8 protein-coding genes are annotated in these 13,690 nt (G+C 69.0%); 1 reads left to right on the plus strand and 7 read right to left on the minus strand.

Translation table 11 applies throughout. The annotated features are described in order from the left end of the window. From NS355_RS06800 to NS355_RS06820, 5 genes are all read right to left on the minus strand, one after another. Positions 1-3,811: Ig-like domain-containing protein (locus tag NS355_RS06800; RefSeq protein ID WP_167345419.1), on the minus strand; the 3,811-nt coding region annotated here is incomplete at its 3' end. Between the two features lie 168 nt (positions 3,812-3,979). Then, positions 3,980-4,975 (minus strand): family 43 glycosylhydrolase, encoded by a 996-nt coding sequence (locus NS355_RS06805; RefSeq protein ID WP_058745019.1) that lies wholly within the window; start codon positions 4,973-4,975, stop codon positions 3,980-3,982. A gap of 110 nt (positions 4,976-5,085) precedes the next feature. Next, positions 5,086-6,426 (minus strand): glycoside hydrolase family 28 protein, encoded by a 1,341-nt coding sequence (locus NS355_RS06810; protein ID WP_244489581.1) that lies wholly within the window; start codon positions 6,424-6,426, stop codon positions 5,086-5,088. A gap of 50 nt (positions 6,427-6,476) precedes the next feature. Continuing rightward, on the minus strand, positions 6,477-7,841 hold the full coding sequence (locus NS355_RS06815; RefSeq protein WP_084787625.1) for a glycoside hydrolase family 27 protein: 1,365 nt from the start codon (positions 7,839-7,841) through the stop codon (positions 6,477-6,479). A gap of 95 nt (positions 7,842-7,936) precedes the next feature. Next, a complete protein-coding gene (locus NS355_RS06820; RefSeq protein ID WP_084787627.1) occupies positions 7,937-10,222 on the minus strand; it encodes a TonB-dependent receptor in 2,286 nt (761 codons plus the stop codon). Positions 10,223-10,415: 193 nt separating this feature from the next. On the opposite strand from NS355_RS06820, the gene NS355_RS06825 reads away from it, so the two are divergent. Then, positions 10,416-11,903 carry a sensor histidine kinase gene (locus NS355_RS06825; protein WP_058745020.1) on the plus strand — a complete coding sequence of 496 codons (1,488 nt, stop codon included), beginning with the start codon at positions 10,416-10,418 and terminating at the stop codon, positions 11,901-11,903. A 1-nt stretch (position 11,904) separates the two neighbouring features. Here NS355_RS06825 and NS355_RS06830 read toward each other — a convergent pair whose 3' ends face one another. After that, the gene (locus tag NS355_RS06830; protein WP_153008092.1) at positions 11,905-12,693 is read right to left on the minus strand and encodes a kinase; all 789 of its coding nucleotides are present in this window, start codon (positions 12,691-12,693) and stop codon (positions 11,905-11,907) included. After that, positions 12,683-13,654, minus strand: a complete 972-nt coding sequence (locus tag NS355_RS06835; protein ID WP_058745021.1) for a 2-hydroxyacid dehydrogenase — start codon at positions 13,652-13,654, stop codon at positions 12,683-12,685. Before NS355_RS06835 ends, NS355_RS06830 begins: the two co-directional genes overlap by 11 nt. Between the last annotated feature and the right edge of the window lie 36 nt (positions 13,655-13,690).

Raw genomic sequence — 13,690 nt, forward strand, 5'->3', positions numbered from 1 at the left:
CGCCGGGCTCACCGGTGCCGTTGACCAGCGTGCCGTCCGCCGAGACGGTGCCGATGGGGGCAAGCGGCGCGGTGAGGTCGGGCGCGGTGGCGGGGCTGGGCGGGGAGGTGTTGCCCGCTGCATCCGCCTGCGTGACCTGAAGGACCTGACCGTTCAGCTGCCCAGTGGTCAGGGTCAGCGCATAGGCGCCGGAGGCCCCCGCCGTGCCGGTGCCGATGATCGTGCCATCGGGCGCGCGAACGGTGATGGTCGCGCCCGCCTCCGCCTGGCCGCTGACGATGGTGCCGGTCGCGTCGACGCTGGCGGTCAGCCCGATCGGTGCGGTGGTGTCGAGTGCGGTCAGTGCCAGCGGCGGCGAGACATTGCCCGCCGCATCGGCCTGGACCACCGACAGGGTCTGTCCGTTGAGCTGGGCGCTCGCCAATGGAACCGAGAAGCTGCCATCGGCGGCGACCGTGGCCGTACCGAGCGGCTGGCCGGCGGCGTCACGCACCGTGACGGTCGCGCCCGCCTCGCCCGTGCCGGTCACTAGCGTGCCGTCTGCCGAGATGGTGCCGATGGGGGCAAGCGGTGCGGTCAGGTCCGGCGCCACGGGCGCGAGCGGCTGGGAGACATTGCCCGCCGCATCGGCTTGGGTCACCTGCAGCGTTTCACCGTCGATCTGTGCAGGGGTCAGCGGCACGGCATAGCTGCCGTTCGCGCCGACCAGGGCGGTGCCGATGATCGTGCCATCGGGATCGCGGACGGTGACGGTCGCGCCGACCTCACCCACGCCGGTCACGAAACTGCCGTCGCCGCTGATCGTGGCGGTCAGCCCGGTCGGGGCGGTAATGTCTGGTGCGGTGACCGCGACGATGGGCGAGGCATTGCCCGCCGCATCGGTCTGGACCAGCTGAAGCGCCTGGCCATTGGCCTGGGCGGGGTTCAGCGTCACCGCGAAACTGCCGTCCGGGGCGACCTGACCGCTACCCAGCAGCGTGCCGTCGGCGGCGCGGATGGTGACGGTCGCGCCCGGCTCGCCGGTGCCCGACAGGGTCGCGCCCGCATCGACCACCGATCCGGTTGGGGCGAGCGGCGGGGTGATGTCCGGCGCGACAACGCTGGCGGGGGCGGAGACATTGCCCGCCGCGTCGGCCTGGGTCACCTGAAGCGTTTCGCCATTGATCTGCGGCGTGGTCAGCGTCGCATTGTAGATGCCGTTGGCGGCGACCGTGGCAGTGCCCAGCACCGTGCCGTTCGCATCGCGGATGGTGACGGTCGCGCCCGCTTCACCCGAACCGGTGACGATGGCGCCGTCCCCGCTGATCGTGGCGGTCAGGCCCGTCGGGGCCGTGATGTCGGGCGCGACCAGCGGCGTCGCGGGCGACAGATTGCCGCCGCGATCCGTCTGGTCGAGCGACAGTGCCTCCCCATTGGCCTGGGGCGGCGACAGCGGCGTGGTGAAGCTGCCGTCCGCGCCGACCGTCACGGTCGCGATCACCGTGCCATCGGCGGCGCGCACGCGGACCGTGGCGAAGGGCTCGCCGGTGCCGGTCACGCTGGTGCCGTCTGCGGTGATGGTCGCGAGTGGGGCCGGGGGCGCGGTCAGGTCGGGCGCGGCGACGGTGGCGGGCTGCGACGGGTTGCCCGCCGGATCGGTCTGCACCGCCGACAGGGTCTGGCCGCTGGTCTGCGGCGGGGTGAGGGTCAGGCTATAGCTGCTGTCCGCCGCCACGACCGCACTGCCCAGCAGCGTGCCGTTACCGTCGACGATCCGCACCGTCGCGCCAGGCTCGCCATTGCCATAGACCGCCGTCCCGTCCGCCGACAGCGTGGCAAGCGGCGGGGCGGGGGGCGTGATGTCAGGCGCGGTGACGGTGGCGACGGGCGACACATTGCCCGCCGCATCGGTCTGCGTTACGGTCAGGGCTTCGCCATTGGCCTGCGGCGTGGCGAGCGGCGCGCTGAAGCTGCCATCGGCGGCAACGGTGACGGTGGCGAGCACGCTGTTGTCGGGGGCGCGCACGATCAGGGTCGCGCCCGGTTCACCGGTGCCGCTGATGCTGGTGCCGTCCGCGCTGACCGTCGCCAACGGGGTGGCGGGAGCGACGAGATCGGGCGTGACCGCCGCAGTGGCGGGCGAGGCGTTCCCCGCGGCATCGGTCTGGATCGCCGAAAGCGTCTGGCCGTTGGCGACCCCCGTGGGCAGGGGCAGGCTGAAACTGCCGTCGCTGCCGACCGTCGCGGTGCCGACCGGCTGGCCGCCCGCATCGACGACCTGCACAGTGGCACCCGGCTCGCCCGTTCCGGTCAGCTGCGTGCCGTCCGCGCTCACGGTGACGACCGGGGCGGCAGGCGCGGTGATGTCGGGCGCACTGACCGTCGTGGCGGGGGAGGTGTTGCCCGCCGGATCGCTCTGCGTGACGGTCAAGGTGCCGCCATTGGCCTGCGGCGTGATTAGCGGCAGCGTGTAGTTGCCCTGCGCATCGACGGTGGAGGTGCCGAGCGGCTGGCCGGCGGAGTCGCGCACGGTGACGGTCGCGCCGGGTTCGCCGGTGCCGGTGACACTGGTGCCGTCGCCCGCGATGGTTGCGGTCGGGGCGGTCGGCGCGGTGATGTCGGGCGCGGCGATCGTCGTCGCGGGGGAGGTGTTGCCCGCCGGGTCGCTCTGCGTGACGATCAGGGTGCCGCCATTGGCCTGCGGCGTGGTCAGCGGCAGCGTGTAGTTGCCCTGCGCGTCAACCGTGGCGGTGCCGAGCGGCTGACCGGCGGGATCGCGCACGGTGACGGTCGCGCCGGGCTCGCCGGTGCCGGTGACACTGGTGCCGTCGCCCGCGATGGTTGCGGTCGGGGCGGTCGGCGCGGTGATGTCGGGCGCGGCGATCGTCGTCGCGGGGGAGGTGTTGCCCGCCGGGTCGCTCTGCGTGACGGTCAGGGTGCCGCCATTGGCCTGCGGCGTGGTCAGGGTCAGCGTATAGCCACCCTGCGCACCGACGACGGCGGTGCCCAGGACCTGTCCGGCGGCGTTGCGCACCGTCACGGTCGCGCCCGGCTCGCCAGTGCCGCTGACCGTCCGGCCATCGCCGGTGATCGTCGCGGTCGGGGTGGCGGGCGGCGTGATATCGGGCGCCGCCGCCGTGGCGGGGGGCGAGACATTGCCTGCCGCGTCGCTCTGCACGACGGTGACGGGCTGGCCGTTGGTCTGGGGCGGGTTGACCGGGATGGTGAAGGTGCCGTCGGCACCGACCGTGCCGGTGCCGATCACGTTGCCCGCGCCGTCGGTCACGCGGACAGTCGCGCCTGCCTCGCCGGTGCCGCGGATGCTCGAACCGTTGGCCGTGAAGCTGGCGGTGGGGGTTGCGGGGGGCTGGGTGTCGGCGGTGGGGCCGCCGGGCTGGTTGCCGCCATTGCCGCCGCCCGACACCGCCGCGACCAGGCCGCCGACCCCGGCCACGCCCAGGATGGCGGGCAGGACGAAGGACGAGCCGCCGCCCTCGCCGGTCGCCGCCGCGCCCATCAGGTCGTCGAGATCGGTGATCGCGCGGAACCGGCCTGCGCCGCTGGCCGATGGGTTGGCGAGCCACTGGCTGCCCCGATCGTCGCGCAGCACCAGGTCGCTGGTCTTGCCCTGCTGCTGGTCATAGAAATGGTCGATGCGAATGGTCTGGCCATCGGTCAGGCGGATGATCAGGTCGTTGCCCTCGCGCTCCATCGTCGCGACCTGCGCCCGGTCGATATTGAGCCGCACGACGCTGGGCGCGCTCAATTCGATGACGTTGGCGCTGGTCGTGGTGGTGGTGCCGGTCGCCTTTGCGATGATCTCGGTCTGCATGGCCTGTTCCTCCCATTGCATGTCGTCATGCCCCGGCACGTGGTGCCGGGCAGGGGGGCTCGGTCATGGCTGTCCTTGCGCACACACGCGGCCTCCCCTTGCGCAAATCCTAACCGCGAAAAGGAGGGAGTGATGCGAGTGGACCGTTTTCGGAATTAATTCAGATGGTTAACGGTTGTTAACTTTTTTCGTATCGCCATGGCGGGCGGGCAGGACCGGCGCGTCGTCGTCGGTCATCCGTACGGGCCGGATGCGGCCATCGGGGGCATAGGTGATCCGGTCGATCGCCACGACCCGCTCGCCCTGGAACGGACCGGGGCCGGGTGCGCGGTCCCAGCGGTGATAGACGATCAGCGAACGGCCGTCGGGCAAGGTGACGAAGCTGTGATGTCCCGGCCCCTGATGCCGCGCATCGCCGGTCAGGATCGCACCGCGATAGCGCCATGGCCCGACCGGCGAGGGTGCGGTGGCATAGTGGACCGAATAATCGGGACCGTTGAACCGGCCATGGCTGTAGGACAGGTAATAGGTGCCGCCGCGTTCGTGCATGAAGGCGCCTTCGGTAAAGTGCGGCGGAGTCGCGACCTTCACCTCGCGCGCGATGCTCACCATGTCGGGCTTGAGTTCCCAGACCCGCAGGGTCGCGCCCGCGCTGCCGCCCGCATAGAGATAGATCCTGCCCGACCTGCGATCGGTGAAGACCATCGGATCGATCGCCTCGAACCCCTTGTCGCCGGTGATCAGCGGGCGACCGCTGTCACGATAAGGACCTTCGGGTCGGTCGGCGACGGCGACGCCGATGCGACTGGGCGTCGGGTTCTGCGGTCCGACCGAGTAATAGAGATAGTAACGGCCGCCTCGCGTCGCGACGCCGGGGGCCCAGAGGAAATGCTCGGGCGCGCCGTCATCCTTGATCCAGCGTATCTGGTCGCGCCGGATCAGTTCGCCGCGTGGTCGCCAGGTCTTCAGGTCCCGGCTGGAAAAGGCGCCGAACCGGTCGGCCGCCCAGCTACCGCCCGGCCCTCCGGTCGGGAAAATCCAGAGCTCGTCGCCGATCATCATCGCATGGGGATCGGCCCCCTCGAATTGCGGGTTGCGGGCGATCCCCGCCGCCGCGACGGTCAACGCCAGCCCGGCGGCGGCGATGGCGCTCAGTGTCTTCATGATGATCCTCTCCCGCATCGTCGCGACCGCTCGTCCCGCTGATCGCGGTGTCCGGCGCGCGTGCGGTTGCAGGCTATTGCCGAGGAGGGATTTGTCCACCCGTAACCATCTTAACGGTCGCTCGGGAAGGGCATCCACGAAGAGGTGCAGTCCGGGGTGGTTCCCGCCAGCGCCAGCGACGGTCGCAGGCCCGGTGGCGTGGGGGAGACGCCGCCGGGGCCGGTGGTAATATCGGCATTCTCGATTTGCCAGACCGCCGCCGGATCGAAGCGCACGCTGTCCAGCGTCACCGCCAGCGGATGGCCCGCATCATGGCCGCGCAGCACCATGGTCCCGTCACCACCGGTCACGCCGGTCAGGACGATGTCGCGATAGACCGGAATGGCGCCGCCCCTGGCGTCTGCGTCATAGCGGGTGTCGAAGTCGATCGGCCACCGATTGCCGCGCAGGCATATCCCCTCATAGCGGACCCGCGTCACCAATCCGCCCCGGCTGGCATCGCTCTTGATCCGAAGGCCCGAGGTCGTGCCGTCGAGCGTGACGTTGCGGACCAGAATGTCGCTGACCCCGGCATTGGTTTCGCTGCCGATCGACAGGCCATGACCGGCATAGAGATGATCGTCGAGGATCGAGATGTAGCGGGTCGTGCCATGCCCGGCCTTGATCGCGATATCGTCGTCGCCGGTGCGGATGAAGCTGTGCGCGATGGTGACGTCCTGCGACGCGCCGGGATCGATGCCGTCGGTGTTGCGTGCGTCCGCCGGGGTGTCGATCCGCACGCCCCACAGGGTCGCCCCCTGCACGTCGTTCAGCACGACATGGAAATTGGGCGCGTTGCGAAAGGTGGTGCGGTAGAAGACCAGGTCGCGGGCATGATCGGCTTCGACCAGGCGAGGGTTGTTCTGCTTGCCGCCCTCGCGTTGCGCCCGTCGCGCCAGCTGCCACCAGCTTTCGCCGTGCCCGGTCATGACCGCGCCGCCCGATCCGTCGATCGCGCCGTCGCCCATGATCCCGCCGCCGCGCGTGTCTTCGAAGGAGATGAAGGGCAGGCAGGCATTGCCCTTGTCCGCGATCGTACCACAGAGGCCCTGGCCGCGATCATAGGCACGCGGGTCGGGCACGGCGACCAGCGTGGCGCCTCGATCGAGCCACAGCGTCACGCCCGATTTCATATGCAGCGGGCCGCTGACGAAACGCCCATCGCCTGCCCCCGAGACCAACCGGACGGCAGCCCCCGAGGGGCAATGGTCGATCGCCGCTTGAAGTCGCCCTGTTTCCGCCTGCCAGTCCGCCCCGTCCGGGGAAAGGCTGGTGCAGACATTTGTCGGCAGGCTGGGCTCGCGCATCGATCGGCGATCCTGCGCCATGGCGGGCGCGGTCAACAGGAGCAGCACGGGCAACAGGCGAGGGGAAAGCGGCATGACCTGATCCTCGAAGAGCATCGGCGTCATGCCACCGCCGCCCCTGATGCGGCATGGCCGTTTCAGGACGCTTTGTTCATTCAGGCCCGGAGGCGATACAATCCCGAACCGTGCGGCGGCAGCGTCTGTGCGAAGCGGTCTTTCGCGCGGCCGAGCGAGGTTCCGCTCCACAGATCGGTCACGCCGACCTCGCCCGACAGGCCCAGATCATGGAGCGCCAGACCGACCTCCCTGGATTTGTCGCCGGTGTTGAACAACGCCAGATAGCGATCCTGGGCTGCCTCCTCGGGTTTGGCGGACCAGATGCGCGCGCCGTCCTGAACGAAATGCGGCTGGTTGTCGGTCGAGGCCTGGTTGACCGCGATGACCGCGCGGTTGGTCAGCAGCGCCAGCGTGGGGGCGTCCAGATAGCGCAGGTCGCCGCCCATGATCAGCGGCGAGCGCGCGATCGACCACAGGGTCATCAAGGTGCGCTGTTCGTCGGGCGTGAACTTGGTGTCGCGCTTGCCCAGTGCCAGCCGACCCAGCGGCAGCATGTCGGCATCGGGCCACGTCCCCGGCCCGCGATAGGGTGTCCAGTTCTCCAGCCGGGTGAACTGCGCCTCCAGCATCGACCATTCGTCCCAGAAATCGTCCGAGATGCGCCACATCTGCGCGAAGCGGCGCACATGGGGCCCGCGGATCACCGGCGTTTCTCCGGGCGACAGGCTGAGGACGATCGGGCGGCCGCTGTTCTGGATCGCCTTGTGCGCCGCCTCGATCTCGGGGGCATGCGCGTCATAGGGGCGGCTCATATCGTCCATCTTGACGAAATCGACGCCCCAGGAGGCGTAGAGCGCGAACACGCTGTCATAATAGGCCTGCGCGCCGGGCCTGGTCATGTCGACGCCGTACATGTCCGGGTTCCAGGTGCAGAGGCTGGACGTGTCGGCGATGTCGGCGGCGCGGTAGCGTGTGCCGAGGATCGGGAGGTTCTTCTTCACCGCCAGCCGGGGAATACCGCGCATCAGGTGGATACCGAACTTCATGCCCATCGCATGGACGTCCGCCGCCAGCCTGGTGAAGCCCGATCCGTCCGCGCTGGACGGAAAGCGGTTGGGCGCGGGGATCAACCGGCCATGGCCGTCCATCGCAGGCACCGGCGCGGCGTTGTAGGTATAGCTGGACGCCTCGGGCTCATACCATTGGATGTCGACGGTGAAGACGTCATAGCCGAAGGGCAGCAGCCTGGCGCGCATGATCGCGGCGGTCTCGCGCGCCTGCGCTTCGGTGATGGTGGTCGCAAAGCTGTTCCAGCTGTTCCACCCCATGGGCGGGCGGGGTGCGAGCATGGTCGACCGCCCCGCCGCCGCGCCTGGGGGCGCGCCCACGGCCATTCCGCCGGTCAGCACCGCAGCCCCCGCCAATGCCTGTCGGCGGCTGATCCCGCCCCCGGTCTTGCTCATCCATCCACTCCCGTTTTCTTGTCGAACAGGTCTACGGGGTGTCGCGCGGATGGCAAGGCGGCGGGGGCATTATATGTCTGACAACCGAATGCGGCTTAGAAGCGTCCCTCGAAGCTCAGGCCCAGGATGCGCGGCGGCGAGATGGTGCCGCGCACCCGCCCATCGAAATCGGTGAAGAAGGAGGTCGGCTGCTGCCGGTCGAAGATATTGCTGGCCAGCAGATAGGCCCCGAAATGCCGCCCCTGCCAGCCCAGCTTGGCATTGACCAGCGTGATCGGGCGGATGTCGCGTCCCGTCTGGTCGATGGTGCTCTGGAACACCGCGTCGCGATAGGTGGCGTTGAGGTTGGCGAACAGCCCGTCGTCGCTGCGCCAGGTGCCGCCCCATGAGGCGGTCCAGCGCGGGGCGTTGGCGAATTCGTTGCCGGTCGCGGACCATTTCGCGATGCCGATCGGCACGGTGAAGTCGAGGAACTCGGTCCGGCTGTGCCCGATGCCCGCATAGAGATCGAGGTGGCGCGTCGGCCGCCCGCGCAACTCCGCCTCGAAGCCATAAAGGCGCGACTTGCCTGCATTGACGACCTGGGAGTCGAACACCGCGCCGGGGGTCAATTGCACCGATACCTGCTGGTCGCGCCAGTCGATATAATAGGCATTGGCATTGACGCTCAGCCGTTGGTCGAACCAGTCGGAGCGCAGGGCGACCTCATAGTTCCAGGTATATTCGGGGGCATAGGTGAAGCTCTGCCCGCGCTGCTGGTTGATCCCGGCGCCCCCGGCGCGATAGCCGCGCTGCGCCGTCGCGCTCAGAGAGGCGTCGGGCGTCACGTCCCAGGTCAGGCCCAGCTTGGGCAGCCAGGCATCATAGGTGATGGCGCGCACCGGATCGACACTGGTCGCCCCCGCCGCCGTCGCCATCAGCAGCGCATTCAGCCGGGTGACGATGGGGGCCAGGGCAGGTACGGGCAACCGGGCCGGATCGGGCAGCGTGCCGTTCAGCGCGACCGATTGGCTCGCCCCGCGCATTTGCCGCTCATTGTCGTAGCGCAGCCCTGCGCGCAGTTTCAGGCGGGTGGTCAGCGGGAAGGTCAGGTCGGTGAAGCCGGCCAGATTGCGCGTCAGGCGCGGCTGGGTCAGCAGGTTCCTGATCGGAACGACGCCGCCATAAAGGCCCAGGACCGTGTCCACCAATGGCTGCGACAGGCCCAGGGCCAGCAGCTGCCGATCCACGCCCAGCCGGGTCAGGTTCAGATTCTGCGTCGCCTCGAATCGGTAGTCGCGATTGTCCTCGCGCAGATAATAGGCGCCGATCAGACCCTGCACCCAGGGCAGGTCGATGCCCAGCCGCACTTCCTGCTGTACCGTCCTGGCCGGGTCGCTGGTGCGGCTCAACTGGCCGGGGGTGGGGTTGCGATCCGGGTCGGCAATGTAGAGCGCCCGGACGTCGGAATAGTTGGTGATCGAACGCAGGTCGAAGCCGCCGCCTAGCGTGTAATGCGCCTCCAGCGTGGCGATGTCGCTCAGCGCACGGGTGTTGGTGGCCACGTCCTCGGTGACGATGCGATCCCGGCGCGCATAGGGCGGATCGAATTCGGAGGAATAGGCGCCGCGCACATGGCGGTCGTGCATATAGGTCGCGATGATCCGCAGCCCCGGCACCGCGTCGGGGGTGAAGAGCAGCTTGCCGCGCAGCGTCTCCGACTGGCGGGGATCGGCGTCGTGGTGGAGCGTGGTGTTGTAGAGCAGGCCGTCCGACCGTGCGATTTCGCCGGCCAGGCGGAATGCGATCTGGTCGCCCAGGATCGGCCCGCCCAGCGCGGCGGCGGCGCGACGCTGTCCGTCGGGGCCGGTCAGCATCACCCTGGCCTTGCCGTTCCATTCATAGCTGGGGTCGGTCGTGCGGATGACCACCGCCCCGGCGAGTGCGTTGCGGCCCTGCACCGTGGATTGCGGTCCGCGAAACACCTCGACCTGCGCGATGTCGTACAGGTCGAGCGGCCCGGTGTTGAGCGCCGCGCGTGGCAGGACCGCCCCGTCGAGATAGACGCTGGCCAGCGCCCCGTCGCCCGCACCCGATACGTTGAAGGCATCGATGCCGCGAATGGTGAAGCTGGTCCGGTCGGCATTGATCGCGACATTGGGCGCGCGTTGCAGCACGTCGTACATGTCGATCAGATTCTGGTCGGCGATGGTCTGTCCGGTCGTCACCGCGACGCTGGCGGGTGTGTCGCGCAACGTCCGATCGGCTTTCTCGCCCATGACCACGATGTCGTTGCCCGTCTGGAGCGAAGCCGCGTCAGTGCCCTGCGCCGCCATGTTTTGCGCCAGACAAGGATCCGCCACCGAAGACAGCATCATGGCCAGCGTCGCCCGAACCCACATATCGTCACCCCCCAAATTCGTTGCGAGGGCGAACTAATAATGATGATTATGCGAGTCAATCGCAATATGGTTGGGCGTTGTCGCGGCTCGGTTTCGGACCACGTCCGCGCAGTGGCAAATTGACGCCATGATGGTTACCTTAAGCGCGGCGGCAAAGCGGCTGCCATCCCGGATCGGGAAGGATGAGCGAGCGATGCACGGACGACATGTCGAGTTCCAGCCCAGCCACGAACTGCTTCAGGCGACGATGGATGCGTCGACCGACATGATCCAGGTATTCGAGGCGATCCGTGACGAGACGGGCGGCATCGTCGATTTTCGTTGGGTGCTGAACAACCACACGTCCGAGCGCAAATATGGGGAAGTGCGCGGCGAAAGCCTGCTGCAACGCAATCCCGGCGTCGTCGAAGAGGGTATTTTCGACGCCTTTTGCCGGGTGATCGAAACCGGTCTGCCCGAACAGGCCGAGCGTCATTATGTGCATGAGCAGTTCGACGGCTGGTTCTTCCAGACGGTCGTGAAACTGGGCGACGGTGTCGCCACCACCACCCGCGACATCACCGAATGGAAGGAATCGCAGGCCGAGGTCGTGCGGCTTCGCGAGGAGGTGGTGAAGGTCAAGCTGGCCGAAACCGAGGGACAACTGGCGGCGATCTTCGCCACCGCGCCGATCGGACTGTCGGTTCTGTCGCTCGAAGGACGGTTCCTGCGTGTCAATGACGAGCTGTGCCGCATCCTGGGCCGTTCGCGCGAGGCGGTGCTGGACTTGCGCGTGCCCGATGTGACGCATCCCGACGACCTGCCGCCCAGCCTGGTGGCGATCGAGGAGGCTCTGTCCACCGGCCGTCCGGCGACCCTGGACAAGCGCTATTCGCGCCCCGACGGCTCGCTGGTCTGGGCGAGCAGCACGCTGTCGGTCCTGCCCAAGGGGGATGGTCAACCGGATCGGCTGCTGGTCGTGACGGCGGACTTGTCCGAGCGGCGCAAGGCGGACGGGGCCATGCGCCGGAGCGAGGCGTTGCAGCGCGTGCTGATCGCCGAGCTGCAGCATCGCACGAGCAATCTTCTGGGCGTGGTCCGCTCGATCGCGGAGAATACGGCGCGCGGCTCGACCAGCCTGGCCGATTTCCGGGCGCGGTTCGATGACCGCCTCGACGCACTGTCGCGGGTGCAGGGGCTGTTGTCCCGGCTGAACGAGCAGGACCGGGTCACGTTCGACGGACTGCTCCATGCCGAACTGGTCGCGATGGACGGGCGGGCCGATGCGGTGACGCTGAGAGGCCCGGCGGGCGTGAGGCTGCGTTCCTCGACCGTCAATACGCTGGCCATGGCCATCCACGAGCTGGCGACCAATGCGATGAAATATGGCGCGCTGGGGCAGAGCGGGGGACGGCTGGCGATCAGCTGGGCGCTCGAGGCGGACGGGCCGGACGGCAGGCCCTGGTTGCACATCGACTGGCGCGAAAGCGGCGTGCGGATGCCCGAAGGTGCATGGCCCACGGGCACGGGACAGGGGCGCGAGCTGATCGAGCGTGCGCTCCCGTATCAGCTGGGCGCGCGGACGACGTACCGCCTGGGCGAGGACGGCGTGCATTGCACCATCGCCATCCCAGTATCGGCCACGGTCGGCGCGGACGAGCGCGGTTCAGCGAATGGCGACGAGGTTGCGTCGGCCGCATAGGTCACGCCGCCAGGGTGCGATCCTCGGCCAACGTCAGGCACAGATCGGCACGGCCGGGCATCTCGGCCCAGATATGGCGGGTCAGCCGCTCGTGATGGCTGACGAAGCGGGCGAGCTGCATATCGTCCATCACCCCCGCGCCCGGGCCGCGCGTGCGACGCAACGCCTCTTCCTGCTGGGTACGCCAGCGCAGGACGGTGGACCAGTCGGGTGGCACCAGCAGCACCAGGGGATCGATGGGGGCAAACAGGCGCGGATAATCGCTCGCCAGCGCGGCGTTCACATGCCGCCGCCATGTCCCGTCGGCGTCCTCCGCCGCCTCCAGCATATTGAGCGGCGCGACCAGCGCAGCCGCGTCCTGCGCCCGCGCGCCGACGCACCAGCCCTCGAAGATCAGCAACTGGCATCCCTTCGGCGCGCAGGGCCATGTCGATGGCGGGGCGCGGTCGTCGATCGCCTTGTCGAAGCGCGGCAGGGGAACGGCCTCGCCCCGGACGATCGCGGCGATCGTCTCGACGCCCAGCGTCACGTCATGCGTGCCCGACACGCCTCGCGTCGCGAACAGCGGATGCACCGCGCGCGCCAGCCTCTGCCGTTCGACCCGGGTGAGGTAGAGATCGTCGAGCGACAGGATCGCGCTGCGCTCGACCTGCTTTGCCAGTCGCGCGGCGATAGTCGACTTGCCGCTTCCCTGCGCCCCGCACAGCCCCAGGATCAGCGGCGGATCGCCGGGTCGCCGTCGCGCCAGCCGATCCGCGACCAGCGCCGCGATGGCCGTTTCAGGCGACACGATCGGCCGGTTCCTCGCCGCGAGCGAAAGCGGTGAGATTGGCCGCCGCGCGCATTCCCATCGCCGTCCGCGCTTCGATGGTGGCGCTGCCCAGATGCGGCAGCAACACGGCACGCGGATGCGCGAGCAGACCCGGATGCACCTTGGGCTCGTGTTCGTACACGTCCAGCCCGACGCCGCCGATCCGCCCCTGATCCAGCGCCTCGACGAGCGCGCCTTCGTCGATCACCGGCCCGCGCGCGGTGTTCACGACGATCGCGCTGGGCTTCATCCGGGCCAGCAGGGCCGTGTCGATCAGGTGCCGCGTCTCTTCGCCGCCGGGGACGTGCAGCGACAGGATATCGCATTCCGCCGCCAGGGCTTCGAGCGATTCCGCCCGCGTGGCGTCGAGCATGCGTTCCACCTCCGGGGCGGCGGCGGAGCGGCTGGCATAGCGGACCCGCATCCCCAGCCCACGCGCCTTGACCGCCGTCGCCTGCGCGATGCGGCCGAAACCGACCAGCCCCAGCGTCTTGCCCGACAGCCCCTGTCCGATCAGGTGCGAGGGGCGCCAGCCGGTCCATGCGCCGCTGCGCAACTCGCGTTCGCCTTCGCCCGCCCGGCGCGCGGTCATCAGCATCAGGAGGATCGCGATCTCGGCCGTCGCCTCGGTCAGCACATCGGGCGTGTTGGTCACGACCAGCCCGGCGGCGCGCGCGGCGGCCAGATCGACATGATCGACCCCCGCTCCGTAATTGGCGAGGATGCGGACCCGGCGGCCCGGCGTCGCGATCAGATCGGCATCGATCCGGTCGGTGATCGTCGGCATCCAGGCGTCATATTCAGTCATCGCCTTAGCCAGCGCGTCGCGGTCCAGCGGCCGGTCGTCCGGGCTGAGCGTCGTATCCCAGCGTTCGGACAGATGCCGCTCGACATCGTCCGGCAGGCGGCGGGTCACGAGCAATTTGAGCCTGTCCGTCATGATGATCGCTCCTCCTTCGCCTCGTTCGCCCCGCGC

The organism is Sphingomonas yabuuchiae (genome assembly GCF_001477495.1).
GTDB classification, from domain to species: Bacteria; Pseudomonadota; Alphaproteobacteria; order Sphingomonadales; family Sphingomonadaceae; genus Sphingomonas; species Sphingomonas yabuuchiae_A.